A 26,717-nucleotide genomic window follows, 5' to 3' on the forward strand; every position below is an offset into this window, starting at 1 on the left:
TCCGTTCTGAATCCGCGGTGCCGCCTCGGTGATCAGTCCCTGGCCGGACGGGAGCCGATGATCTCGGCCCGGTCGTCGCGGCTGAGCTGGCGCAGCTGGGTCACGTGAGCAGGATTGAGTTCGGAGACATCGGCCACCTGCAGCAGACGCATGGTGCGTTCGACCTGCTCGCCGAGGATCCCGATCGTCCGATCCACACCTTCCCGACCTCCGGCCATGAGGCCGTAGAGGTAGGCGCGGCCGATGAGCGTGAAGTCGGCGCCGAGGGCCAGCGAGGCGACGATGTCGGCTCCGTTGCGGATGCCGGTGTCGATGATGATCTCCACGTCCTTGCCGATCTCGCGAGCCACCTCGGGGAGGAGTTCGAAAGGAACGGGCGCTCGGTCGAGCTGTCGTCCGCCGTGGTTGGACAGGACGATCGAGTCGACGCCGAGGTCGGCGAGCTTCTTCGCGTCTTCGACGGTCTGCACCCCCTTGACGGAGAACTTCCCGGGCCACATGGCGCGGATCTCGGCGAGGTCATCGAAGTCGATCGACGGGTCCATCGCGGAATCGAGGAGCTCGCCGACGGTTCCGCCGGTCTCCGACAGGGACGCGAACTCGAGTTTCGGCGTGGTCAGGAAGTCCCACCACCACCAGGGACGCGGAATCGCATTGAGGATCGTCTGCGGAGTCAGCTGCGGCGGGATCGAGAAGCCGTTGCGCGTATCGCGCAGGCGAGCCCCGGCCACGGGGGCGTCGACGGTGAAGAACAGGGTGTCGAAGCCGGCGTTCTTCGCGCGTTCGACGAGCCCGTAGGAGATATCGCGCTGCTTCATCACGTAGAGCTGGAACCAGTTGCGACCGTGCGGGTTGACCTTCTTCACGTCCTCGATCGAGGTCGTGCCCAGGGTCGAGAGGGTGAACGGGATTCCCGCCGCTCCGGCGGCCCCGGCCCCGGCGGTCTCACCCTCGGTCTGCATGAGTCGGGTGAACCCGGTCGGGGCGATGCCGAAGGGCATGGCCGAGCTGCCGCCCATGATCTGGGTGGAGGTGTCGACATTCGTGACGTCTCTGAGGATCGAGGGATGGAATTCGATGTCACGGAAGGCCTGCATCGACCGCTCCATCGAGATCTCACCCTCGGCGGCTCCATCGGTGTAATCGAAAGCTGCGGCCGGTGTCCGGCGCTTCGCGATAGTGCGCAGGTCCTCGATCGTCAGCGCGTTCTCCAGACGGCGCTTCTTCGAGTCGAGTTCGAACTTCTTGAACTTCATGAGTTCGAAGATCTCTGCCGGCTGCGGGATCTGTCTCTTGACCATGTCTGTCGGTCCTTTCTGTGGCGAAAAAGCTGGGATTCTCAGGGTGTGGGCAGGCGGGCGCGACTCCTGCGTCAGGACGAGGGGACCATCCACGACAGCACCGTGGATTGGAGTCCGACGAGCAGGCACATGATGACCAGCAGCCCCAGCGACCAGCCGATGACGCGGCGGAAGATCGACGCCTCCCTGCCGAGGAGCCCGACGGCCGTGGCTGCGATCGTGAGGTTCTGCGGGCTGACCATCTTGCCGAGGACGCCGCCGGAGCTGTTGGCCCCGACGAGCAGCAGCGGGTCGAGTCCGGCCTCATGTGCGGCCGTCTGCTGCAGCGTGGCGAACAGGGCATTGGCCGAGGTGTCCGATCCGGTGACAGCGGTGCCCAACCAGCCGAGGATCGGTGAGAGGAACGCGAAGAAGGCGCCCGTGCCGGCAATCCAGGTGCCGATGGTGATGGTCTGCCCCGACAGGTTCATGACATACGCCAGGGCGAGCACCGAACCGACGGTGAGGATCGAGAACCGCATCTTCACGACATTGACGACGAGGACGTCGAGGGCATCCTTGGCCGTCATCTTGTAGACGATGGCGACGATGATGCCGGAGATGAGCAGCAGCGTTCCCGGCGAGGACAGCCATTGGAAGTTGTAGATCGTGCTCGTCGACACCTCGCCTGCCGAGTTGAGGATGTTCCCGTCCAGGCCCGGCCAGGGGATCTTCACATCGGTGGAGGCCAGCCAGTTGTTCAGCGCGGGGACGAGCTTCGCCACGGAGAAGATGACGATGACGAGCAGATAGGGGAAGAGCGCGAGGAACACCCGCGACCCGGTCAGCGGCGTCGTCTCCTTCTTGACATCGGTGGCCACGGCCGCGGAGGCAGTGCCCGCATCGGGGGCGTCGGCGCCCTCGTGCTCGCGCTCCTCGGCCATGCGGTCGAGTGCATCCCGTCCGCCCTTCGGCTTCCAGAACCGGAGCATGATGACGACGGCGGCGAGGCCGACGAGGGAGGCGATGATGTCGGTGAGTTCGACGGAGAGGAAGTTCGAGGACACGTACTGAGCGGCACCGAAGACGAGGCCGACGACCAGGGCCAGCGGCCAGATCTGGCGGAGTCCGCGACGACCGTCGACGAGCATGACGAGGAAGAGCGGGACGATCGCGGCCAGGAACGGGGTCTGGTGACCGACCATCGCACCGATGTCCTGATAGTCGATGCCGGTGAGCGTGCCGGCGGTGATGATCGGAATGGCGATGGCACCGAAGGCCACAGGAGCGGTGTTCGCGACGAGGACGACGACCGCGGCACGCATGGCGGTGAAGCCCACTGCCACGAGCATGACACCGGTGATCGCCACCGGTGCACCGAATCCGGCGAGCGCCTCGAGGAGTCCGCCGAAGCAGAAGGCGATGATGATGGCCTGGATGCGCGGGTCATCGGAGATGACGTTGATGACCAGTCGCAGGTCTTCGAAGCGGCCCGAGCGCACGGTGAGTTCGTAGAGCCAGATCGCGGTGATGACGATCCACATGATCGGGAACAGGCCGAAGGCGAATCCCTGCGTCGCCGACAGCGCGGCGAGCCCGACGGGCATTCCGTAGGCGGCGATGGCGACGATAAGGGCGACGCCGACTGCCGTCAGTCCGGCCCAATGGGCCTTCCACTTCAGTGCGCCGAGGGTGACGAAGATCGTCAGCAGCGGCAGGATCGCCAGCAGCGACGACCACAGCAGGCTGTCGGCCACCGGGGCGATTTCGGGTGTGTACATGGTTTCTCCAACATGGCCGGGCATGCCCACTGCGGGTCCGTTCCCCTGTGAACGCGCTCCGAACTCGAATGATCGAATTGTTCAGTATGGCCTTTATGAGGTCAGACCATTAACCTGAGCATAGGACGGTGATGTGATCTGCGTCAAGCAATCGGTCGGGAGTCCCCGCCGAGGCGGCCGGCCGGCAACGCGGGCAGAGCAACGGTAACTCCGGTGCGGGCAGAGCAGTGACCGTGGCGGTGCGGGCAGAGCAGCGGTGACGCCGGTGTAGGCAGAGTACTGATGCGAGAAGGGACATGACATGATGATCCGATGGAGGAGACCATGAGCGAGGACAAGGGCGCAATGTGGAAGCCCGTGACCCGGCCGAGCACCTATGAACTCGTCATCGACGCCGTCGAAGAGCAGATCATGGCCGGCTCGCTCACCGTCGGCGACCCCCTGCCCGCCGAACGCGATCTGGCGACGAAGCTCGGCGTCAGCCGGGCCAGCGTCCGCGAGGCCCTGCGAGTCCTCGAAAGCCTAGGTGTCGTCCGCTCCTCAGGCGGGTCGGGCCGCGGTGCGGGAACCTTCATCGCTGCGATGCCCTCGGCCGCCCTCACCCGCTTCCTCCGCCTCCATGTCGCTCTGGCGAACTTCAGCATCGACGATGTGACGGAGACGCGCATCCAACTCGAACGCTCGAGCTCGATCCTCGCGGCCGCTCGCGCCGACAAGGATTCGCTGGCCGCCATCAATGCTCAGCTCGCGATGATGGACACGCCCGGCATCAGCATCGACGTCTTCAACGACGCGGACACGGCGTTCCACGTCGCCATCGCCCAAGCGGCCGGCAATCAGCTGTTCTCCGATCTGACAGGGGCGATCCGCACCTCCCTGCGCACGTCGATCTTCGCCTCCTTCAACAGGGTCGACGATCCGCAGGAGCTCATGTCCCGGCTGCAGGCTCAGCACCATCAGATCCTCGAAGCCATCATCGCCGGCGACACGGAGGAGGCGGCGCGGGTGACCGAGGAGCACATCCGCTTCGCCGCCTCGGCGCTCCCCGGGCTCACCGAGACCTGAGCAGTCCCGTCCCTTGCTACCTGACGGCGGCCCAGCAACCTCGCGCGAGGTTGCTGGGCCGCCGTCAGGTAGTAGTTAGATGGGTTCACTGCTCGTCGGTACGCAGGGCCACCTCGGCGGTTTCCGCTTCGATCCTCGCCTCATCGTCGGCCCGCTTCTGCGCGCGCTTCTCCTCTCGGTGGGCGGCCCTGACCTCTTTGCGTCGTTCGACGAGGAGGTAGAGGGCGGGGACGAGAATGAGCGTGAGCACCGTCGACGAGGTGAGCCCACCGATGACGACGATCGCCAGCGGCTGCGAGATGAACACGCCCCCGCCGGTCAGCCCCAGCGACATCGGCACGAGGGCGAAGATCGTCGCGGCAGCGGTCATGAGGATCGGGCGCAGACGCAGCCGGGTGCCGTGGACGATCGCGTCCATGAGGTCCAGCCTGTCCTCACGCAGCTTGTTGATGAGATCGATGAGCACGATCGCGTTCGTCACGACGATGCCGATGAGCATGAGCAGACCGATGAGTGAGGGAATGCCCAAGGGTGTGCCCGTGATCAGCAGGAGCAGCACGGCACCGGTCGCGGCGAAGGGGATCGACACCAGCAGAATGAGCGGCTGGACGAAGCTGCGGAAGGTCGCGATCATCACGAGGAACACGAGGACGATCGCCACGGCCATCGCCATACCGAGCTGGCCGAAGGATTCCGCCTGCTCCTGGCTGGCGCCGCCGACGTCGAAGCTGACTCCGTCGGGCAGGTCCATGGACTCAGTCAGATCGGTGGCCGCTGCGGTGACCGTCTCCAACTGACCGCTGGTCGGCGTCGCGAACACGGTGACCTTCCGATCTCCGTCGGCGCGGTCGATCGTCGCCGGGGTCTCGGTCTTCTTCACCTCCGCGATCTCGTCGACGGTGATCGGTTCGCCCGTGATGTCGGGGATGGCGGCCTGCTCATCGGCGAGGGCCTGTTCCTCCTCCTGGCTCTGCTCCTGTTCACGCTGGCCGTCGATGAGATCGTCGATGGCATCATTGGCTTCCTGCAGTCCCCTCTCTGCCTGTTCGACTCCTTCGCGGGCCTGCTCCACCTGGTCGGCAGCCATGTCGCCCGGGCTCGGTGCCGGCGGCGGATTCTCGGCATCGCGCAGGGCCTTGCGGGCCTCTTCGAGTTGGTCGGCGGCATCGTCACGGGCCTCGCGGGCGGATTCGAGCTGCTCGGCCGATTCGTCTGCGGCCTTGCGCTTGGCTTCCTCGGCGCGGGCATCGGTCTTCTCCTCGACCCGATCCGTCGCGTCTTCCTGGGCGTTCTGCGTCTGCACCTCGGTGACGGGCAGTTTGAGGGCGCGGATCTCATCCGGGGTCGCGTCCGGGTGGGTCGGGGCAAGGAAGATATCGCGCTCCTTGCCTTCCATCGTCAGCGTTCCCGCCTCGGTGCCGTGCAGGGCCGCGGCGATGGCCTGCCCCACCTCAGCCTGACTGAACCCGAAGTCGGCGGCCTTCTCCCGATCGACGTCGACTTCGATGACCGGCTGGTCGGCGGCGAGGTCGTTGCGGGCAGACTGGACACCATCGGTGTCCGCCATCTTGTCGGTGACCTCGTCGGCGGCCTTCCGCAGTGCACCCAGGTCGGTGCCCGAGAGCGTGACCTCGACATCCTCGCTGACGGAACCGCCGGCGTCCTGGACGTCGATCTCACCGGCGTCCTTCCCGAGGTCGTCCAGTTGGGTACGGAGGCGGTTCGTCGCGACCTCGGCCTCGGAGTCCTCGGCCAGGGTGACGTTGAACTGGTTCTCCGCTCCCGATTCCGGCCCGTTGACCGTCGTCGAATAGGTGTCGACGTCCGGGTCGTCACCGAGCACGGCCTCGACGCGCTTGGCAGCCTTGTCACCGGCTTCGAGCGAAGCGCCCGCGGCCAGAGTCTGCGTGATGTTTACGGAGTTCTGCCCGGCCGAGCCCAGCAGATCCGTCTTGAGGAAGGTCGCACACATCATCGTGACGATGAAGATGACGACGGAGAAGACGATGGTCCGCCAGGGGTGGTGCAGGGCGGAGATGATCGCCGGCAGGCTGCGCTGCTGGAGGCGATCGACTCTGCCGGAGGCCTCACCGTTGCCGGGTGCCGGAGCGACGACGGGTTCGACGGTCGCATCCGGCAGCGGATCCTTGCCCTTGGCCGCGCGCTTGGCGTTCTTCTTCTCGATCGTCTTCTGGCGGCGTTCGGCGCGCGCCACTGAGCGCCGGTGCTGCTTGGCCGCCCACAGCTCATAGCTGTGGTCCGTGGCGGCTTGTCGTTTGGGTGAGAGCGGTTTGGGGCTGCGGCGCAGGACCCAGTAGCTGAAGACCGGGACGATCGTCAGTGCCACGAGGAGCGAGGCCAGCAGCGCCAGGCTGACAGTGACGGAGAAGGGCCGGAAGAGCTGTCCGGCGATGCCGTCGACGAAAGCGATGGGCAGGAACACCGCGACGGTGGTCAGCGTGGAAGCGGTGATGGCTCCGGCGACCTGTCTGACGCTGGCCACGATGTCCTCGACCGTCAGGTCGCTCGTGCCCTGCCGCCTGCGGATGTTCTCGATGACGACGATGGAGTCGTCGACGACGCGGCCGACGGCGATCGTCAGGGCACCCAAGGTGAGGATATTGAGGGTGTAGTCGCCGACCATGAGCCCGATCATCGCGATGAGCAGGGACATCGGGATCGAGATCGCGGCGACGATGGTCGAACGGAACGAGCCGAGGAAGGCGAGGATGACGAAGATCGCGAAGATCAGGCCGAGCCCGCCTTCGACGGAGAGGTCGTGGATCGACTTCTCGATCTCCGGCGCCTGGTCGAAGATCGTCGAGAACTGCGTGTCCTCGCCGAGCTTCGGGCCCACCCGGTCGAGGGTGTCGGCGACCTTGTGGGAGACGTCGACGACATTGGCGTCCTGGTCCTTGGTCACCGACACCGTCACGGAGTCCTTGCCGTCGGCGCGGGACAGTGAGGTCTTCTCGATCGAGTCGAGGTCGACGTCGGCGACCTCCCCGAGGAGCACGGTGCCGTCCGACGTGCGCAACGGCGTCTTCTCGATCTGTTCGACGGCGTCGACCTCTGTGCCGACTTCGACCGCCATCGAGGTGTCGCCCTGGGAGCTCTGGCCGGCAGGGACGACCGTGCCGGCGGCTTCGAGCTCATCGGGAACGGAGGACTCGACGACGTTCTTCTCCGCCACGTCCTCGGGGCGGAAGGTGATGGAGACCCGCTGCTCGTCCTGGCCTGTGACCTCGATGTTCGAGACCCCGTCGAGGGAGCGGAGTTCGGGGACGAGGTCGGTCTCGAGGCGATCGCCCAGAGTCTTCGGGTCCCCGCCGGAGACGGCGAACATCGTCACCGGGACCTCGTCCATCTGATAGGACAGCACCTCGGCCTCGGCATCGGCGGGCAGATCCGATTTCACTTCGTCGACGGCGGAGCGGACGGCGTCGGTCATCTCTTCGGAATCTTTTCCGAAGGGCCAGGTCACCTCGGCGGTCATCATCCCCGAGGAGGTGGAGGTGGTCACCGATTCGAGTTCTCCGGCCCCGTCGAGCGCGGTCTCGAGAGGCTTGGTCACGGTCTCCTCGATCACCTCCGGGGAGGCCCCGGGGACGGTGGCCTGCACCGAGGTGCCGGGCAGGTCGACCGAGGGCATCGTCTCCTGGTTGAGTGAGGTGGTCGCGACGATGCCGAAGACGGCGATCACGAGGGTGAGCAATCCGACGATGAGGCGGTTCTTCAGACTCATCCGGGTGATCAGGTGCACGGGTTCCTCCGGGTTCGGGGGTGTGAGCAGGGCGCTCCAGTCAGTCTTCCAAGCGAAGCGCCTCAGCGGATCGCCCGAAAGTAGTCAACGGTGTCCCCCAAAAGGATGATTTCTCACTGCCGTTCTCGGCGGGTCGATCATGACCGTTCGGTGGATCACGATTGATCCTAGAAGCGCTCACCAGCACCCGACACGGGTGTTGACCCCCAGACCGCCATCAGGAAACTCGGAGGGAAAGCGGAGGATCCCCTCCCCCGAACTACCTGACGGCGGCTGAGCAACGTCGTGTGGAAACTCGCGACCTTGCTGACAACCTCACTCAACACGTTGCTGACAACCTCGCTCACTAGGTTGCGAACGACCTGACTCCATAGGTTGCTCACACCAAATGAGTGGGGTTGTCAGTGGCATTTCGTGACGATTCGATTAGCCGGAGCCTCGCTGGGGAAATGCTTGAGCATGTAGTCGCGCTGCTTCTTCAACCACAGGCTCGAAGCTCCATGCATTCTGGCACCGACGACTCTCCACAGCGGATATCGTCTCTGCGTTTCCGCGGTGCGGATGGGGAGTGGGAAGTACACCGCTTCCTCGCCAGTGGTCGTGTCGAAGAGTGCGTAGAAGTCGTCAGTGACGACTGATTGATAAGTTCCGGCCAATGTTCTCGGTACTCCGAGTCCGACGGCATGGAAATAGATCTGTGGATTGCCCGCAGCGATGACGACACGGTCTGGTACTGAGTCAGCTGCGGTCGGGATGGGTTCACCAGCTGAGTTCTCGTCATCGACGTGTGGTTGGTTCATTGCGGCTAGGACGCGTCGCCGTTGAGCGTACTCACGTGCGATCGCTTCGACTTCAGCATGCGGGATCGGTGTGCCGTCTGAAGGAGTGTGGATTGCTGCTTGCCAGGCTTGGTGAGGATTCATGTCTCGTGGCAGTGACTGATGCCGGCGTCGATAGTTGTAGCGGTCGCGGAACATCGCGATCACTTTCCGTGCTTCAGCGAGGCTGCGGGGTCGGTGGGCCCTGAGGACATTCAGCAGTGTTTGGTGGCCACGTTCGTTCTTTCCCTGGGTTTGTGGGTGTCCGGGCATGCCGGAGATTCCTCGGCACCCATGGTCGGCGAGGAAGAGCTGAGTGGCCACGACCCAACCCTGCCTGTTGCCGTTGAAGGCGTTGCCGTTATCGGTCAGCATCTCTTGGGGCACCCCATAGTTGGCGAAGGCATCAGAGATCGTCGTGATCGCATGATTGCCGTTTTCCACTCCGTGGAAGGCTTGTGTGCCGACGTCGAAGCGGGTGGAATCGTCGAGGAGCTGATACACCGTGATCTTGGTGGTGCTGCCGGGGAGTTCGAATTCGAAAGCGTCGAGTTGCCACAGTTCCATGGCGTTGGCACGGACGAATCGGATCAATGATGATCGGGGACGCTTCTTCGGGTTCGCCTTCACCCGTCCAGCGTCGGAAAGGATCCGTCCGATCGTGGCCACCGATGGGATGGGTTCGGTGAATCGGCCGGTATCGACGCCTTCGTACCAGATCGATTTCGGTCCGGCATCCCACCCGGTGGACTCGAGTTCGGCACGGATCTTCAAGACGAGATCGGTGGTTTCTTGGTCGTAGATTCGCACGGTGTTCTTCGGTGCCGATGAACGGGCATGGAGTGCCTGCAGCCCCTCGGTTTTGTACCGTTTGCGGATCGCATAGAACGACGTTCGAGTAACGCTGTGTTGACGGCAGAACTCGGTGATCGATGGTGAGTCTGGTGCGTTGGGGTCGAAGTCGATGATTGCGCGGCGTTGGGCTATTGAAAGTGCTTCAGGCATGGCCCGAAGTGTGTCAACAACGTATTGAGACATACTGTCAGCAACGTATTGAGTCAGGTTGTCAGCAACCTATTGAGACAACACAGCTGAGCAACGTCGCGCGAGGTTGCTCAGCCGCCGTCAGGTAGCAATAGGGGTTCAGGTGTGGAGGCGGACGTGGTGGAGGAGGCGTTCGGAGCGATCGGCATCTCGGCTGCCGCCGGACGCCGTGGCGGCCGGTCCTGCGGCGTCGGCGTTGAGCGCGGCAGTCAGAGTGGATTCGGCAGCCTCGGTGTCGAAATCCTCACCGATGACGACGAGGACGCTGTCCGGATCACTGTCGACCGCATTCGAATCCAGAGCCGTCGGGGCGGTGCGGACCGCCTCGGCGACGTAGACGTTCGGGCCGACCGCCTGCACGCCGAAGTGTCGCTGACCTGTTCCCACGGCCACGAGCACGGTGCCTTTCACCCGGTACACCCCGGCCGGAAGGTCCTCGACGAAGTCCATCACCGCGTCCGGGTCGGCGGGCCCGGTGCCGGTGACGGTCACCGACTGGGCGTGGCGGTGTGGCACGGATTCCTCGTCGATCCCGTCGTCACCGAGCTGGTCGGCGGCGGCTTCGGCATAGGCCTGCCGCAGGAGTTCCCGGATCGGCAACTCGGGCTGGATCGGGTCCTCGCCGCCGTCGGAGCCGCCTCGGCGAGGGTCTCGCTCGCTTTCGCCCGGATCGAAGATCAGGGTGGGGTCGAGCCGGGCATGGTGGGTGCCGATGACGATCACGCGCGGATTGCGTTCATGGACGCGGGCGCGGACGGCTTCGACTGCGGCGTTCCGGTCGGCGGCAGGCAGCTGGTCGAGCTTGTTGACCAGCACCAATGTCGTCGCGGCATAGCGGACGGGCGGCAGATGTGATGTGTCGACGGTGTCGAAGTACATGGTGGCGTCGACGACGTCGATGACCCCGCCGAGGTGGAACCGGTGGTGGCCCATGCGGGTGATCATCCGGGCCAAGGTCAGCGGTTCGGCGAATCCGCTGGCTTCGACGATGATCGCGTCGAGTCGCAGCCCAGGGTTCGTCATCGCCACGAGCGCGTCCTCGAGTTCGGAGTCATCGGTCAGGCAGCACACGCATCCGCCCGAGATCGACAGCGGCTCGTCGACCTGGCCGACGACGAGTCCGGCGTCGATGTTGAGATCACCGAAGTCGTTGACGATGACGCCGATGCGGGCGTCGGGGTGGCGCAGGAGGTGATTGAGCAGGCTCGTCTTTCCGGCGCCGAGGTAGCCGGTGAGCAGGATGACCGGTATCGCCGGTCTGTGCCTGGGTCCGCTCATTGCGCCTCCTTTCGTGCCGGGCGGCTCGAAAGCACGGGCTCCGGTACTGGGTTCATCGTCGGGGTGGGTCGAACCGCCCATTAATGGTAACGTGTTTCATTATTTCTCTCGCATATGCACGTTCACGCATATGCGCCTCCGACAGGGACGATCAGGGAGGATTCCCCATGGCAGCTCCGCAGAAGAAGACGCGCAGCACCGCGCAGAAGGCTCTCATCCGTTCCGCCTTGGAGACCGAGACCCGCTTCGTCTCCGCCAAGCAGCTCCACCGCCGCCTCGAAGACGAAGGCGCGAGCGTCGGCCTGGCCACGGTCTACCGGCAGCTCAATGCGCTCGCGCACGGCGGCGACGCCGATACGATCACCATCGCCGAGACCCAGCTCTTCCGCGCCTGTGCACAGACCGAACACCACCACCATCTCGTCTGCGAGCGCTGCGGCACCGCCGTCGAGATCGACCCGCCCAGCGAGGACTGGATGCGTCAGGTCGCGGCCTCGAACGGCTTCGAGATCACGCATCATGTGTTCGAGATCTTCGGCCTGTGCGCCGAATGCAGGGCCGCCGGCTGAGTCGCCGAGCCGATGAGCCTCAGCCTCGGCGTGCGGAGTCCCAGGCAGGGAACTCGTCGCAGTACTTCAGCCAGGCCATCGGGCCCGCCAGCAGCTCAGCATCGGTGAGAACGGCACGGTCGAGCGCTTCGCACAGCCCCGCCTCGTCGAGGTCGAAGCCGATGAATGCCAGATCCTGGCCGAGCGCCAACAGTTCCGCGCCCCCGCCGGGAAGGGGATCGGCGGTCAGGGGCGAGAGCGTGAGCAGGGTGCCCGTCTGATCCCAATGCGCGGTCACATAGGGCCGGGAGGCCAGCTTCGCGAAGCCGGCGGAACGAACAATGCGGCCCCAGTACGCTTCGCCGAGTGCCGCGCCCAGCACTGCCTGCAGTCGCTGCGGGTGAAAGGGGCGCACCTGTTCGAAGCGGCAGGCGCGAACACCTCCCGATCGGTCCGGGTGCCGAAACTCCGAGTTGAGTATCGCCGTCCATCCCGCTGCAGGAGGCCGCTGCCCGAACTGCCAGCACACCGGCTCATGCACCGCGCCGTCGCACAGCAGGAAGCGCCTGGCCTCGGGTGCCAGGTGCGCGATCAGTCCGATGGCCGCCTCGATCCCGTCCGGGTCGGAGGAATCCGGTGCCAACAGGGCCAGAGTCGAAGCGAATTCGATCTGCGAGACGAGGGCTCCGACGCGTGCTTCCGAATCGAGATCGCTGTGCAGGCACGCAAGATCGAGCACGCAGACGAGGTCGGTGAGCACGGCCCGTGTGTCCGAGGCACTCAAGGCTCCGATGATCTCCGCACAGTCCGCACCCTGCCCGTATTCGAGGACGAAGCCGTGCACCCCGGAGGTCATTCCGACCAGGTCGACGAGGCGGTCGATCGCCTCGATGCCCTGCTCAGTCTGCTCCGCAGGCACGAAGACATAGCCGCGGTCCCTGGCCAGCCCCATCGCATACTGCCGGCGCTCGGTCGCACAGAGTCCGACGACGGCGATCGCTTCGATTCCGTCGGCGACGGCACCCTGCCCTCGCTTGCCTGATTCCCGCATTGGCTTCCCTTCGATCGAGAACATAGTATTGCAACTAATGATACTCATTCCCATTAAGGAGTCACGCCCATGAAGGTTCGCCGTTCTCTGCGTTCGCTGAAGTCCCAGCCCGGCTCGCAGGTGGTCCGCCGCCGCGGACGCGTCTACGTCATCAACAAGAAGAATCCTCGGTTCAAGGCCCGCCAGGGCTGAGCCGCTTGCGCTTCAGCGTGGTGACGCTGCAGCAGCTCGGTGCATGCACCAAGCCGCTGCAGCGTCACCACACTGATGGCATGATTCGTCGCGCCACCGGGCCGGTGAGGCTCAGTCGCGCTCGAACAGCTGCGGGGCGGACTCGACGAGCCTGCGGGTGTGGCGGATATGGGCGGCCATGACCGCCTCGGCGGATTCGACATCACCGATCTCGAGCGCCCGCAGGATCGTCCGATGCTCGGCGAAGATGTCGTCCTTCCGGCTGCTCACCTGCAGAACGAGCAGCCGCCTGCGATAGTAGTGGCTGAGATTCCACAGGCGATCGACGGTCCTGCTCAGCCGGTCCGCACCGGGCGCGGCCATGATGGCGCGGTGGAAGTCTCGGTCGCGTTCGAGGAACTCACCGGGCGAGCTTGCGGCCTCGACCGCCTCGGCGAGACGGACGAACTCCGCGAGCGATTCGGCTGTGTGCATGGGCATCGCCAGGGACAGCAGCAGTGGTTCGAGGCGTTCGCGCATGAGGTAGACCTCGCGGCATTCCTCGAGGCTGAGCTCGGTCACCCATGCGCCCGTCGACGGAATCAGGGTCACGAGCCCCGCATCGGCCAGGGCGCGCAGGGCCTCACGGATCGGGATCCGGCTGACGCCGAACTCGGAGGCGATCTCCTCCTGCCGGATGCGAGCACCGGGCGGCAGCTGACCGGCGATGATGCGCGAGCGCAGTTCGGCCGCGATGGCACCGCTGCGAGCTGGATCATGCGTCATCGTCTGGCTCCCTCATCCCGCCGAGGCGGATCCCCTCCCCGGTCGTGCATTGCGCGGCTACGCGCACCGTGATTCCGTACGCCGCGAATACGCCCTGCCACGGTTCCGCATACCTCGGTCACGCACGCCGCGGCGCACAACGCCCTTCGCTGTGAAGCATAGACCTGTGAGGCGACGCGCGGGGCAGGAGAAAAATCGCAATCCAATTGCAATCCGGCGAATTCTCCGCATTTCAGCGCCGATCGATTCTGAAAAAAATCCGTGAAGGCACCCGCAGATCGGATCCGATCAGTCTTCCATCCTTGTTTCGCATTCCCATTTTTCCCGTTTCGAAATCGACCGATCCGCACGATTGGATCCAATCCATTCCCGCTCATTCAAAAGCTGTGAAGTCTGATCATTTGTGCTGGTCATCCGGTGCAGCTAAGGCCGGATCGATTCGGTGCCTAATTCCTCAGATGGTCGTTGACATCAGAATTCGAGCGGCGCACACTACAACAGTCTAAAAGTGGTTTCACAATCGAAAGGGCAATGATGTCCATTTTGAATCCCCCGACGTCCGGAGCTGCGGCCTCCGACGCCGGCAGACCGATGAAGGTCAACGTCCGCAGCGACAAGGGACTGAAACGAGATATAGGCAAGGTCGGCCTCCTGTTCACGGGAGTCGGGTCGATCATCGGATCCGGATGGCTCTTCGGTGCCTTCAACGCCTCGGTGATGGTCGGCCCCGCCTCGCTGATCTCATGGGCTCTGGGCGCGGTGATGATGATCTTCGTGGCGCTCAACTATGCCGAACTCGGCGTGATGTTCCCCGTCGCCGGCGGCGTCATCCGCTTCCCGCACTTCTCCTTCGGCTCCTTCGCGAGCTTCACCTCGGGCTGGATCACGTGGCTGTCGGTCGCGGCGACCGTGCCGATCGAGGTCATGGCCGCCGTGCAGTACGCCTCGAGCTATCTGCCGTGGCTCATGCACACCGTCGACGGCGTCGCCGTCCTCACCGGCCCCGGCATTGCGGTGAGCATCGGGCTCATGCTCGTCTTCAGCATCATCAACCTCTACGGAGTCTCGCTGTTCGCTCGCTTCCACAACGTGCTCGTGTGGTGGAAGCTCGCCGTCATCCTGCTCGTCATCGTCGTGTTCTTCGCCCTGGCCTTCAATCCCGGCCACTTCGCCTCGCAGCAGTTCGGCGGCTTCGCCCCCAACGGGGTCGCCCCGATCCTCGCCGCCCTGCCGGCCGCCGGAATCGTCTTCTCCTATCTCGGCTTCCGGCAAGGCGTGGAGTTCGCCGGCGAGACGACGAACCCGCAGAAGAACGTGCCCTTCGCCGTCGTCGGGTCGATCCTCGTCACCGGTCTCATCTACATCCTCCTGCAGGCCGCCTTCATCGGTGCGCTGCCGACCGACCTGCTCAAGGACGGCTGGGCGAGCCTCGCGTTCACCAATGATGCAGGACCGCTGGCCGAGATCTCCCTGCTGCTGGGCGCCGTGTGGCTGGCGATCATCCTCTACGGCGATGCGATCATCTCCCCCGCCGACACCGGCCTGATCTACACGGCCCTGGCCCCCAGGCTGTCGTACTCGCAAGCGAAGGTCGGCAATGCCCCGCGCGCCCTGGCCAAACTCAACAAGCACGGCGTGCCGTGGATCTCGCTGCTCGTGGTCTTCATCGTCTCGTGCATCATGTTCCTGCCGTTCCCCTCATGGGCGAAGCTCGTCGGGTTCATCACCTCGGGCACGGTGCTCTCCTTCGCCACCGGACCGGTCGTCGTTGCGGCGCTTCGCCGACAGCTGCCCGAGCAGGAGCGCCCGTTCAGACTGCCCGGCGGTGACGTCCTGCCGATCATCGGCTTCGTCTGCGCGAACCTCATCGTCTACTGGACGGGATGGGAGACGAACTGGAAGCTGTTCCTCGCTGTGGCCATCGGCTACGTCGTGATGATCGCCCACCACATCTTCGCCACGGACAAGTCGCGCCTGCCCGACCTGAAGATGCGTTCGGGCTGGTGGATGATCCTGTGGATGGCGGGTCTCGTCGTCCTCAGCCTCATCGGCCACTACGGCGGCGGACTCGATCTCATGGGCTTCATCGTCGGCGAGGTCGTGACCGTGATCTTCTCGATCATCGTCTTCTACGTCGGCATCGCCTGCCGCCTGACCCCCGAAGAGGCCGTCGAAGCCGTCGAACAGACCCAGATCGACGACTGAGGGATACCCTCGCCGAGGCGGCCGTGAGGAATACCGATGACCGCCGGTTCCGGCCCGCTTCGGCACCAACGCCGAGGCGGGCCGGATTTATTCACGGTCGAAACAGCGCGCCCGCCATCACCCCTGCGCTAGGGTCGGTGGCCAAGGAGGACGACATGCCCAGGGACTACTCACCGGACCGGATCGCGGCGATGGCGGACGAACTCTCGGCCGCCGCGCACACACTGGGAGTCCCTCTCACGGAGACCGAATCCGCCGTCGAACTCGTCACAGAGCTGCTCGATGCCAGTGCACGCTGGTCCGACGAGACGGGGACCCGGGCTTCCGGGCCCTTCGGCACTTTCCTCGCCGGCTGCGTCGACGGGGCAGACCGCGACGACCAGGTGGCCGGCGCGGACCGTGACCGCCAGGGCCTGGACTTCGTCGACAGTCTGGTGAACAGGCTCAGCCCCGAGGACGAGTGAGGATCTGTTCCACCCGAGCCAGCGCCTCGGCGACCGACGCCCGCCCCTCCCTCGGCACCGCGGAATGGAGCCTGCCGGCGAGGAACGCGGCGAGGACCGGACTGAGCGATGAGTCCGAATGCTTGATGTGCGAGGCGAAATCGAGCACGGCCGCGACTTCGGCATCGGTCATCCACACCCCCTCCGGAAGCTCGGTCGCCGCGAGGTCCCGCATCCGCAGCACCTGCTCCGGTACGGCTCTGGCGCCAGGTGAAGCCTTTGTCGCCTCAACATCCGACGCACCCGGCAGACTGCCGATCGTGTCCGCCGCCTCGACCCTGACGGCGACGCGCTCGTATTCCTCGGGAGTGTCGAAGTCGACGATCTCCGCGGGGTCGACGTCGACAGGTGCGACCTCGAGCCCGCTGAAGAGGAGTTTGACCGCCCTGTCCTGCGTCTGGCCGATATCGGCCAGACGTCGACGCAGCAGCGCAGTGGGCCACGCGGCGCAGAGGAACTGGAGCTTGCCGCGATCGTCGACGCCGGCGGCAGGCAGCCCGGACTCCCGGCTCGCGGCAATGAGCGCCCGCAGATGGTCCGGCCGCACCAGCGGCATGTCCCCGGCCAGGATCACGGTGACCTCGGAGTCACCCATCGTCCGGGCAGCGGCTTCGATCCCGGCCAGGGGGCCCGAGAACTCGGGTTCCTCCCGTACACTGCCGACCGAGTCCGCCTCGGCGTCCGTGAGTCCGACAGTGGTTCCGGCCACCCACACCTCCGCTTCCGGCACGGCCTGCCGGACGGTGCCGAGGATGCGCGAGATCACTGTCTGCCCGCCGAGGCGGACCCCGGGCTTGTGCACGCCCCCGAACCGTCGGGAGCGGCCGCCGCTGAGAATCATCACCGTGATCGACATGGCTCGATCATACGCTTTTCTACCGACAGTAGAATCAGTCACACAATTATGACGTATATCACTTCGTGACCTCGTGGGCGGGGTTCGATCCTCCACAGAGACGCGGCCCGAGCGGCCTTCTGATTAAACACGGCGGAAACTGTTCCGCTTTCCCCTCAACTCTGCTGTGATCAAAGCAGTCGGCACGTTCGTCGAGGAGGGCGGAAGATGTCACGGCCTGAGAAATATCAATCATCGACCGGGGGACCACCCGCTTCGCCCACGAAATCGCAGCGGACCCGGGCACTGGTCTTCGCCACCCTCGGCTTCACCGTCACGTTCTGGGCGTGGTCGCTCATCAGCCCGCTGGGTCCGCACTTCGTCGAGGAGGAGCTCACCGATGACTCGGCTCTGCTCGTGGCCGTGCCCGTCCTCGTCGGCTCGCTGGGACGCATCGTCGTCGGAGCGCTGACCGACCGCCTCGGCGGCCGCCTCATGATGTCGTTCATCGCCCTCATCACGGTCATTCCGGTGCTCTTCGTCGGCTTCATCGGCCAGTACAACTACGCCACACTCATCGTCGGCGGATTCTTCCTCGGCGTCGCCGGGACGAGCTTCGCCGTCGGCGTCCCCTACGTCAACCGCTGGTTCCCCAAGGAGTCCCGCGGTTCGGCCATCGGCGTCTACGGCATGGGCATGGGCGGCACCGCTATCGCGGCCTTCACCACGGTGCCCCTGCACAACATCTGGCCGCAGCTGCCCTTCGTGATCGCAGCCGTCGTCCTCGTCGTCTACGCGCTGCTGGCTTTCACGATGATGCGCAATCCACCCGACTGGCAACCGGTGCGCCAGAGCCTCATCGCCACCCTGGGACAGACGCTGTCGGTCAAGCTGACCTGGCAGGCCGCCTATCTCTACGCTCTCGCCTTCGGCGGCTACGTCGCCTTCTCCGTCTACCTGCCGACCTTCCTCAACAACGACTACGACCTCGAACCAGCCGATGCGTCCCTGCGCATGGCCGGCTTCGTCATCGTCGCAGTCATCACCCGCCCGCTGGGCGGAATCCTCGCCGATCGCCTCGGGGCGGTGAAGACCCTCGGCGTAGCCTACTCACTCGTCGCCATCTGCGCCATCGCCCTGTCCTTCCATCCCGTGGAGTTCATCGTCTACACCTCAGAGTTCATTGCGATGTCGGCAGGCTTCGGACTGGCCTCCGGCGCGACCTTCGCGCTCATCGCGCAGCGCTCGGATCCCTCCCGGGTCGGTTCGATCACGGGCTTCGTCGGCGCCGCCGGCGGACTGGGCGGATTCGTCCCGCCGCTGCTGCTGGGAGCGATGTGGTCGGCGACCCACGACTACTCCCTGGGTCTGCTGCTGCTCGCCGGCTTCACGGTCATCGCCCTGCTCATCACACTCTGGATCGGCGCCAACCCGCCGACGACGACCGAGGCCGTGACCACTGACGACACAGCCTCAGGTCCTGCCACCGACCCCCGCGCCGATCGCGCTGGAACCGACAGCGGCCCCACGAAGTCACGAATCAGCGACGACGACAAGGAGACACGGTCATGAGCACCGAGAACATGGCCCACGGCAGAGATCAGCACACGCCGGCGGAGTCCTCGACGCCTGGGACCGACCGTCCGGGCACCGACAACTCGCTCATGGACGCGCTCATCGGCAGTCGGAAGTTCTTCACGCCCCGGGCGACGATGAGCGAGGACAAGCGCGAGATCCACTATTCCGGCGGCCGGCAGGGCGACTCGTTCTACCGCAACCGCTGGTCACACGACAAGGTCGTCCGCTCCACCCACGGCGTCAACTGCACAGGCTCATGCTCCTGGCACGTCTACGTCAAGGACGGGCTCATCACCTGGGAGTCCCAGGCCACGGACTATCCGAGCCCCGGCCCGGACATGCCCGAATACGAGCCGCGCGGCTGTCCCCGCGGTGCCTCGTTCTCCTGGTACACCTACTCCCCCACCCGAGTCCGCTACCCCTATGTCCGCGGTGCCCTCTTGCGCCTGTTCCGGGAGGCCAAGGCCGCCAACGGCCACGACCCGGTGCTGGCATGGAAGTCCATCGTCGAGGACCCGGTCAGGGCCCGCCGCTACAAATCCGTGCGCGGAAAGGGCGGGCTCGTGCGTGCGACCTGGGCCGAGGCCGTCGAGATCGTCGCCGCCGCCTACGTCTACACCGTGAAATATCTCGGCCCCGACCGCACGACCGGCTTCTCTCCGATCCCCGCCATGAGCCCGGTCTCCTTCTCCTCCGGCGCCCGCTTCCATCAGCTCATCGGCGGGTCGATGCTGTCCTTCTATGACTGGTACGCGGACCTGCCGCCGGCCTCCCCGCAGGTCTTCGGCGATCAGACCGATGTGCCCGAGTCCGGTGACTGGTGGAACTCCTCGTATCTGATGATGTGGGGCTCGAATGTGCCGCTGACCCGCACCCCGGACGCCCATTGGATGGCCGAGGCCCGTTACCACGGGCAGAAGGTCATCTCCATCGCCCCGGACTATGCGGAGAACGTGAAGTTCGCAGATGAGTGGCTGGCACCGGCCACCGGAACCGACGGAGCCCTGGCCATGGCGATGGGCCACGTCATCCTCAAGGAGTTCTTCGTCGACACGACGACGGACTACTTCGATTCCTATGTGCGCAGGTACACGGATCTGCCGTTCCTCGTCGAACTCGAACGCGACGGCGACAGCTATCGGCCCGGTCGCTTCGTCACCGCCACCGATCTCGGCTCCGCGGTCACGCCCGAGGCCGACACCGAGGACGCGGACTTCAAACCTGCGATGTGGGACAGGACCACGAACTCACCGGCCGTGCCCAACGGAACCCTGGGCCACCGCTTCGCCGCCGATGGTGAGGGCAGGTGGAACCTCGACCTCGAGGACATCGACCCGGCCCTGTCCATCGCCGAGGCCGCCGGAACCGACGCCGATGCCGTCGAGGTCCGGCTGCCGCGCTTCGACATCGCCGCCCAGGGCGAGATCGATGAGATCACGCGCGGGGTTCCGGTCGTCCGCCTCGGCGAGAGGATCATGACCACGGTCTTCGACCTCATGCTCGCCGAATACGGTGTCGGACGGCCGGGCCTGCCCGGGACGTGGGCAGAGAACTATGAGGACGCGTCGAGTCCGAACACCCCGGCCTGGCAGGAGGCGATCACGGGTGTGCCGTGGCAGGCAGCGGCCCGCATCGGCCGCGAATTCGCCGCCAATGCGCGTGATTCGAAGGGCCGGTCGATGATCATCATGGGCGCGGGCACGAACCACTGGTTCCACTCGGACCAGACCTACCGCACCTTCCTCACCCTGACCACGCTGTGCGGCACGCAGGGAGTCAACGGCGGCGGCTGGGCCCACTACGTCGGGCAGGAGAAGATCCGTCCCTTCACCGGGTGGCTGCACCTGGCCAATGCCCTGGACTGGGTGCGTCCGCCGCGGCAGATGACGCAGACGACGTACTGGTACATGCACACCGATCAATGGCGCTACGACCAGTTCGGGGCCGATATGCTCTCGGCGCGGGCCGGGCACGGAAAGTTCACGGGGATGTCGACCGCCGATGCCGTCGCCCAATCCGCGCGTCTGGGCTGGCAGCCGTACTATCCGACCTTCGATGACAATCCGCTCGACATCGCCGAGGCGGCGAGCGCGGCCGGCAAGACAAGCGCGGAGCACATCGTCGACGAGCTCAAGGCCGGCAGGCTTCGCTTCGCCGTCGAGGATCCGGATGCGCAGAACAACTATCCGCGCATCTGGTCGATGTGGCGGGCGAACACATTGGGTTCCTCGGCCAAGGGCGACCAGTACTTCCTCAAGCACCTGCTCGGTGTGGACAACTCGGTCTCCGCCGAGGAGACGCCCGAGAATCTGCGACCGCGCGACGTCGACTGGCGCGAAGACGCGCCCCAGGGCAAGATCGACCTGCTGCTGACCCTCGACTTCAGGATGACCACGACCACGCTGCATTCGGACGTCGTGCTGCCGGCGGCAACCTGGTACGAAAAGCATGACCTGTCGACGACGGACATGCATCCCTTCGTCAACACGTTCAATCCGGCGATCTCCACCCCGTGGCAGTCGCGCAACGATTGGGAGACCTGGGCGACGATCGCCGAGAGGTTCTCCGAGCTCGCCCGCACCCACCTGGGCACACGCACAGATGTCGTGGCCCAACCGCTCCAGCACGACAGCCCGGACGCGCTGAACACCCCGCATGGGCGGGTCAAGGACTGGAAATTCGGCGAATGCGAACCGGTGCCGGGCAGGACCATGCCCAAACTCGTCGAGGTCGAACGCGACTACACTGCCATCCACGACAAATACACCTCGATCGGTCCGCTGCTCGAGTCCCAGGGGATGAACGCCCGCGGCATCCGCTATGACGTCGACCATCACGTCGAACGGCTGCGTCGGCTCAACGGAGTCGCGAGCAAGGGTGCGGGCAAGGGCCAGCCGCGGCTGGACACCGACCGGCGCGCCGCCGACTACATCCTCGGCCTGTCCGGCACGACGAACGGACTGATGGCCACCGAGGGCTTCACCACCCTCGAGCGGCGCACCGGGCAGAAGCTGGCCGATCTGTCCGCCGAGCACGAGGGCAAGCAGGTCTCCTTCGAGGATGCGAAGGCCGCACCCGTGCCTGTGATCACATCCCCGGAGTGGTCAGGCTCCGAATCCGGCGGCCGCCGCTACTCCCCCTTCACAATCAATGTGGAGCGGCTCAAACCCTGGCACACGCTGACCGGGCGCTATCAGTTCTACGTCGACCATGACTGGTTCCTCGAGATGGGCGACGCACTGCCGACGTTCCGCCCGCCCCTGGATATGAACGCGCTGTTCGGCGAACCGCAGATCGGCGACTCGGACGGCACCTCGATCGCGGTGCGCTACCTGACCCCGCACAACAAATGGGCGATCCACTCGATGTATCAGGAGAATTTCTTCATGATGAGCCTCGGCCGCGGCGGACAGACGATCTGGATGAGCGTCGAGGACGCCGAGGCCGTCGGCATCTCCGACAACGACTGGATCGAGGCGATCAACCGCAACGGCGTCGTCGCCGCCCGCGCCGTCGTGTCCCACCGGATGCCGAAGGGGACGGCGTTCATGCACCACGCGCAGGAGCGCACGGTCAACGTTCCGCTCACGGAGACGACCGGACGGCGCGGAGGCATCCACAACTCGCTGACGCGGATCATGATCAAGCCGACCCACCTCGTGGGCGGGTACGGCCAGCTGTCGTTCGCGTTCAACTACTACGGGCCCACAGGCAATCAGCGCGACGAGGTGACCGTGATCCGACGTCGCAGAAATCAGAACGTGGAGTACTGAGCAGCCGTGGCCGACACAGACGACCAGCACCGGACACCGACTCGGGAACAGGAGGCACACTGATGAGAATCATGGCGCAGATGGCGATGGTGATGAACCTCGACAAATGCATCGGCTGCCACACATGCTCGGTCACGTGCAAACAGGCGTGGACGAACCGCAAGGGCACCGAATACGTGTGGTTCAACAATGTCGAGACCCGGCCCGGGCAGGGCTACCCGCGCGGCTACGAGGATCAGGAGAAGTGGCAGGGCGGCTGGGCGCTGAGCAGGAACGGTCGGCTCAAGCTCAAGGCCGGCGGCAAGCTGAAGAAGCTCGCGTCCATCTTCTCGAACCCGAAGCTGCCGGGCATCGAGGACTACTACGAGCCGTGGAGCTACGAATACGACAACCTGCTCTCGGCTCCGGAGCAGAAGCACATTCCCACGGCCCCGCCGAAGTCCCTGCTCACCGGCGAGCGCATGGACATCAAATGGTCGGGCAACTGGGACGACGACCTCGGCGGAACCTACGCGAAGGCCGATCTCGACCCGATGCTCAAATCGATCGGAGACAAGGTCAAGCTTGAGTTCGAAGAGACCTTCATGTTCTACCTGCCCCGCATCTGCGAGCACTGCCTCAACCCCTCCTGCGTCGCCTCGTGCCCCTCAGGCGCAATCTACAAGCGTGAGGAGGACGGCATCGTCCTCGTCGACCAGGACTCCTGCCGCGGCTGGCGGATGTGCATCTCCGGCTGCCCGTACAAGAAGATCTACTTCAACCACCGCACCGGCAAGGCCGAGAAATGCACGTTCTGCTACCCGCGGATCGAGAACGGCGAACCCACCGTGTGCGCGGAGACCTGTGTCGGCCGTCTGCGCTACATCGGGCTGGTCTTCTACGATGCCGATCGTGTCACCGAGGCGGCTTCGGTCCCCGATGAGCAGGACCTCTTCGCAGCGCAGAAGGACCTCATCCTCGACCCGCACGACCCCGATGTCATGAACGCAGCCGAACAGGCCGGCGTCCCGCACGATTGGATCATGGCGGCCCAGCGCTCCCCGGTGTACAAGCTCATCAAGGACTACGACCTCGCACTGCCGCTGCATCCGGAGTACCGGACGATGCCGATGGTCTGGTACATCCCGCCGCTGTCGCCGGTCGTCGACGTCGTCAAGGACACCGGCTACGACGCGGAGAACGCGGTGAATCTCTTCGCCGCGATCGACGAGCTGCGCATCCCCATCGAGTACCTCGCGAACCTCTTCACCGCCGGCGACACCGATGTCGTCGCCGATGTGCTCCGGCGCATGGCGGCCATGCGGGCGTTCATGCGCGACATCAATATGGGCGTCGAACCCGATGAGCGCATCCCGCACTCGGTGGGGATGGGGCCCGAGGAGATGGAGGACATGTACCGGCTGCTGGCGATCGCGAAGTACGACGAACGCTATGTCATCCCCGCCGGCCACTCGGAACAGGCGCACAGCCTCGAGGGCATCGGCTCCGACTGCCCCCTCAATGCCGAGGGCGGACCCGGGATGAGCGAGATGCCCGATATCGCCTCCAGCGGATTCGCGGGCACCACGGGGGTCTCGGATCCGCTGGCCGAACGCAGCGCCGAGGACGGGGAAGAGCGTTCGCATCTGCGCGGTCGGCTCAACCTGCTGAATTGGAACGGGAAGGGCCGACCAACCGGCCTGTTCCCCAGCGCAGACGGACCGGCAGGGGCCTGAGATGTACAGACCGCTGAAATTCCTGTCCAAGTGGACGAAACGCGCCGCCGCGCATGCCGAGTCCGGTGGGCAGACGGCCCCGGGGCTCGACGATGAGGCGCTGCGAGCCGTCTTCGCAGTCGCATCGTGGCTCATCGACTACCCCGATGAGGATCTGCTTGAACGGCTTCCGCAGTTCTCAGTACTGCTCGACCATGCGGGAGTGCCTGATCACCTGAGGGAGGATCTCGGGGCGACGATCGGCCACCTCGGTGCCGGTGATCCCATCGGTCTGCGCGCCGACTATGTCGAGACCTTCGATACCAGGCGGCGCGGCTGTCTGTTCCTCACGTATTTCTCGAACGGGGACACGCGCAAGCGCGGGCAGGCGCTGCTCGAGATCAAGGAGATCTATCGGGCGGCGGGACTGGATATGGACGAATCGCAGCTGCCGGACCATCTCACCTATGTCCTCGAGTTCGCCGCCGGGCATGATCTCACTGCAGGGGTGCGGATCCTGCTGGCCAACCGAGCCGGGATCGAGCTGCTGCGCCTGCACCTGGCCGAGATCGGTTCGCCCTGGGCGGGGACCATCCGTGCGGTCTGCGCCACCCTGCCCGCCCTCGACGGTGACGACATCCATGCCGTCGAACGATTGGCCGCCGAGGGCCCGGCCACGGAGACCGTCGGGATCGACGGGCTCGGCGGGTACGGCGACGCCCCGCCGAGTGCGGCCGAGACCGCAGCGGCGATGGCAGCAGCACCTGGCGCTTCGATGCCGCCCGGCTCGGCCCGGGCGGCACCGGGCGGCTGCTCGTCAGGCGGAGGGCAGACATTCATTCCGCTGACGGAAGTGACAGGAGAGCGATCATGAACTCACCGACAGTGCTCGAGACGTTCCTGTGGGTGATCATCCCCTATATGGCGCTGGCCGTGTTCGTCCTCGGCCATGTCTGGCGCTTCCGTCGCGACCGGTTCGGGTGGACGACGAGGTCGAGCCAGATCTACGAATCGAAGCTGCTGCGGATCGGCTCACCGCTGTTCCACTACGGCATCATCTTCGTCTTCCTGGGCCATGTCATCGGCCTCGGCATCCCGAAGACCTGGACCTCCGCCGTGGGCATCACCGACCACATGTACCACTTCATGGCGATCACGGTCGGCCTGGGAGCTGCGGCTGCGACGGTCGGCGGACTCGCCCTGCTGATCTACCGCAGACGGACGAACAACCGCGTCTTCGGGGCGACGACCCGCCTCGACAAGCTCATGTACCTCATGCTCGCGATCGTCATCCTCGCCGGGGTGTACTCGACGATCTTCGACTCCGCACTCAGCGGCTACGACTACCGTGAGGGAGTGTCCGTGTGGTTCCGCCAGTTCTGGATGTTCCAGCCCGATGTCAGCCTCATGGCACAGGCGCCTCTGGGCTTCCAGGTCCATGTCATGTCCGCGATCCTCATCTTCGCGCTGTGGCCGTTCACCCGGCTCGTCCACGTCTTCGCCGCCCCGCTGGGCTACCTGACCAGGCCGTACATCATCTACCGCTCGAAGGACAGGCAGCGTCAGCCGCAGCGCCGCGGATGGGAGACCATCGACTACTGAGGACCGTCCTCCGAATCCGAGTCGGCCTCATTGCCCGGCTCGGGCTGGGAGCCCCGCGCGGCACCGGCCCCCGGTCCGACTTCCGGTCCGGCCCCCGGTCCGGCTTCCGACTCCGCCGAGGTGCCCGGGCAGTGGGCGTCGCGCAGCAGGATCTGGCAGGTGTCCGCCGAAGTGAACGGCTGCAGCCGGTCGAGTTCCAGCGGACCCGGCAGCTGGCTGAGGAGATCCCTGACGATCTTCGCGTGGATTCCGCAGGCGATCGCTCGGTCCTCGCCCACCATCCGATAGTGCGGACATGGAGCCAACGAGATTCGCAGCTCTTCGGCATCGGGCTCGGGCTCCATTCCCGAATCGTCGAGATGTTCGTAGAGCAGATCGAATTGAGTGCCTGCCTGGTCGCCGAGAGCGTCGAGACCGGTCGGCCGCAGCTCCGCGCCAGCCATCAGGCGGGTCAGCACCTCGTGATGTTCGCGGGCTCGGGCGATGCGTTCGGCCGCGACCGAGTTCGACTCCGGATCGTCGACCGGGTGGTAGACCATCGGCGGTCTGCCTCTCACTCCCGTCGATTTGGGATGCAGGTAGATGAATCCTTCGTCGATGAGCACCCGCAGATGGTCACGGGCCGTGTTGATGTGCAATCCGACCTCGTCGGCGAGCTCCCTGAGTCGGCTGCCCGGGTGATTCTGTACCGCGCCCAGCAGCAGGACCCGACTGACCTCGGCCAGTCCTCGATAGTCGTTCACTCTTCGCGGCATGCCATCACGTCCTTGCGACTGCCTCAGTGGGGAACAGTTCGGAGACCATCTCCACCTGTATTCTACAATGCGTAGAATTTGTTTTCACCTGCCGGAGGCAACGGATTCCGCAACGCGGGCCAGCCGAATCGGCGCTACTCTGGGCAGGAACACACCCACATCGCGCACGCACCGTCGAGTGCGCCAC

Annotated in this window: 19 protein-coding genes; 10 read left to right on the top strand and 9 right to left on the bottom strand. The window is 65.3% G+C overall.

The genetic code is table 11. From position 1 onward, the window contains the following. Nucleotides 1-32: 32 nt before the first annotated feature. A complete protein-coding gene (locus tag FHG09_RS07290) occupies nucleotides 33-1,301 on the bottom strand; it encodes an alpha-hydroxy acid oxidase (protein WP_152346985.1) in 1,269 nt (422 codons plus the stop codon). Nucleotides 1,302-1,372: 71 nt separating this feature from the next. Next, on the bottom strand, nucleotides 1,373-3,061 hold the full coding sequence (locus FHG09_RS07295; RefSeq protein ID WP_152346986.1) for an L-lactate permease: 1,689 nt from the start codon (nucleotides 3,059-3,061) through the stop codon (nucleotides 1,373-1,375). Between the two features lie 324 nt (nucleotides 3,062-3,385). On the opposite strand from FHG09_RS07295, the gene FHG09_RS07300 reads away from it, so the two are divergent. Next, complete coding sequence (locus FHG09_RS07300; protein ID WP_227492615.1) at nucleotides 3,386-4,126, top strand: FadR/GntR family transcriptional regulator; 741 nt, start codon at nucleotides 3,386-3,388, stop codon at nucleotides 4,124-4,126. Between the two features lie 85 nt (nucleotides 4,127-4,211). Here FHG09_RS07300 and FHG09_RS07305 read toward each other — a convergent pair whose 3' ends face one another. The 3 genes from FHG09_RS07305 to FHG09_RS07315 all read right to left on the bottom strand — a co-directional run bounded on the left by FHG09_RS07305 (nucleotide 4,212) and on the right by FHG09_RS07315 (nucleotide 11,029). After that, nucleotides 4,212-7,871, bottom strand: a complete 3,660-nt coding sequence (locus FHG09_RS07305; RefSeq protein WP_152347252.1) for an efflux RND transporter permease subunit — start codon at nucleotides 7,869-7,871, stop codon at nucleotides 4,212-4,214. A 419-nt stretch (nucleotides 7,872-8,290) separates the two neighbouring features. Beyond that, nucleotides 8,291-9,712, bottom strand: coding sequence for an integrase core domain-containing protein (locus FHG09_RS07310; RefSeq protein ID WP_193627305.1), 1,422 nt, complete (start codon nucleotides 9,710-9,712; stop codon nucleotides 8,291-8,293). Between the two features lie 138 nt (nucleotides 9,713-9,850). After that, the gene (locus tag FHG09_RS07315; RefSeq protein ID WP_152346989.1) at nucleotides 9,851-11,029 is read right to left on the bottom strand and encodes a CobW family GTP-binding protein; all 1,179 of its coding nucleotides are present in this window, start codon (nucleotides 11,027-11,029) and stop codon (nucleotides 9,851-9,853) included. Between the two features lie 167 nt (nucleotides 11,030-11,196). On the opposite strand from FHG09_RS07315, the gene FHG09_RS07320 reads away from it, so the two are divergent. After that, nucleotides 11,197-11,598: a Fur family transcriptional regulator gene (locus tag FHG09_RS07320; RefSeq protein WP_152346990.1), complete on the top strand. Its 402-nt coding sequence runs from the start codon at nucleotides 11,197-11,199 to the stop codon at nucleotides 11,596-11,598. A gap of 19 nt (nucleotides 11,599-11,617) precedes the next feature. Here the strand turns inward: FHG09_RS07320 and FHG09_RS07325 are convergent, their stop codons facing one another. Beyond that, nucleotides 11,618-12,628, bottom strand: a complete 1,011-nt coding sequence (locus FHG09_RS07325; RefSeq protein WP_193627306.1) for a GTP-binding protein — start codon at nucleotides 12,626-12,628, stop codon at nucleotides 11,618-11,620. Between the two features lie 69 nt (nucleotides 12,629-12,697). Here FHG09_RS07325 and ykgO point away from each other — a divergent pair, with 69 nt between their 5' ends. Next, on the top strand, nucleotides 12,698-12,820 hold the full coding sequence (ykgO, locus tag FHG09_RS07330; protein WP_039212194.1) for a type B 50S ribosomal protein L36: 123 nt from the start codon (nucleotides 12,698-12,700) through the stop codon (nucleotides 12,818-12,820). A gap of 111 nt (nucleotides 12,821-12,931) precedes the next feature. Here ykgO and FHG09_RS07335 read toward each other — a convergent pair whose 3' ends face one another. Continuing rightward, nucleotides 12,932-13,585, bottom strand: a complete 654-nt coding sequence (locus FHG09_RS07335; protein WP_152346992.1) for a GntR family transcriptional regulator — start codon at nucleotides 13,583-13,585, stop codon at nucleotides 12,932-12,934. A 543-nt stretch (nucleotides 13,586-14,128) separates the two neighbouring features. Between FHG09_RS07335 and FHG09_RS07340 the strand changes: the two genes are divergently transcribed. Both FHG09_RS07340 and FHG09_RS07345 read left to right on the top strand, forming a co-directional pair. Next, nucleotides 14,129-15,790: an APC family permease gene (locus FHG09_RS07340; protein ID WP_227492616.1), complete on the top strand. Its 1,662-nt coding sequence runs from the start codon at nucleotides 14,129-14,131 to the stop codon at nucleotides 15,788-15,790. Nucleotides 15,791-15,945: 155 nt separating this feature from the next. After that, a complete protein-coding gene (locus FHG09_RS07345) occupies nucleotides 15,946-16,254 on the top strand; it encodes a hypothetical protein (RefSeq protein ID WP_152346993.1) in 309 nt (102 codons plus the stop codon). Here FHG09_RS07345 and FHG09_RS07350 read toward each other — a convergent pair. Further along, nucleotides 16,235-17,149: a molybdenum cofactor guanylyltransferase gene (locus tag FHG09_RS07350; RefSeq protein WP_152346994.1), complete on the bottom strand. Its 915-nt coding sequence runs from the start codon at nucleotides 17,147-17,149 to the stop codon at nucleotides 16,235-16,237. The two genes, FHG09_RS07345 and FHG09_RS07350, sit on opposite strands and share 20 nt — an antisense overlap. Before the next feature lie 207 nt (nucleotides 17,150-17,356). On the opposite strand from FHG09_RS07350, the gene FHG09_RS07355 reads away from it, so the two are divergent. The 5 genes from FHG09_RS07355 to narI all read left to right on the top strand — a co-directional run bounded on the left by FHG09_RS07355 (nucleotide 17,357) and on the right by narI (nucleotide 25,775). After that, a complete protein-coding gene (locus tag FHG09_RS07355) occupies nucleotides 17,357-18,700 on the top strand; it encodes an MFS transporter (protein WP_152346995.1) in 1,344 nt (447 codons plus the stop codon). Continuing rightward, the gene (locus tag FHG09_RS07360; RefSeq protein WP_413773144.1) at nucleotides 18,697-22,479 is read left to right on the top strand and encodes a nitrate reductase subunit alpha; all 3,783 of its coding nucleotides are present in this window, start codon (nucleotides 18,697-18,699) and stop codon (nucleotides 22,477-22,479) included. Before FHG09_RS07355 ends, FHG09_RS07360 begins: the two co-directional genes overlap by 4 nt. Nucleotides 22,480-22,541: 62 nt before the next feature. After that, nucleotides 22,542-24,194, top strand: a complete 1,653-nt coding sequence (gene narH, locus FHG09_RS07365; RefSeq protein WP_152346996.1) for a nitrate reductase subunit beta — start codon at nucleotides 22,542-22,544, stop codon at nucleotides 24,192-24,194. Nucleotide 24,195: 1 nt separating this feature from the next. Continuing rightward, nucleotides 24,196-25,047 (top strand): nitrate reductase molybdenum cofactor assembly chaperone, encoded by an 852-nt coding sequence (gene narJ / locus FHG09_RS07370; protein WP_152346997.1) that lies wholly within the window; start codon nucleotides 24,196-24,198, stop codon nucleotides 25,045-25,047. Then, a complete protein-coding gene (gene narI, locus FHG09_RS07375) occupies nucleotides 25,044-25,775 on the top strand; it encodes a respiratory nitrate reductase subunit gamma (protein ID WP_152346998.1) in 732 nt (243 codons plus the stop codon). The genes narJ and narI overlap by 4 nt, the downstream gene beginning before the upstream one ends. On the opposite strand, the gene FHG09_RS07380 is transcribed toward narI, so the two are convergent. Then, nucleotides 25,769-26,530, bottom strand: a complete 762-nt coding sequence (locus tag FHG09_RS07380) for a winged helix-turn-helix transcriptional regulator (RefSeq protein ID WP_152346999.1) — start codon at nucleotides 26,528-26,530, stop codon at nucleotides 25,769-25,771. The two genes, narI and FHG09_RS07380, sit on opposite strands and share 7 nt — an antisense overlap. Nucleotides 26,531-26,717 lie beyond the last annotated feature (187 nt).

Origin of the sequence: Brevibacterium sp. CFH 10365 (assembly GCF_009299785.1) — a bacterium.
GTDB lineage: Bacteria > Actinomycetota > Actinomycetes > Actinomycetales > Brevibacteriaceae > Brevibacterium > Brevibacterium limosum.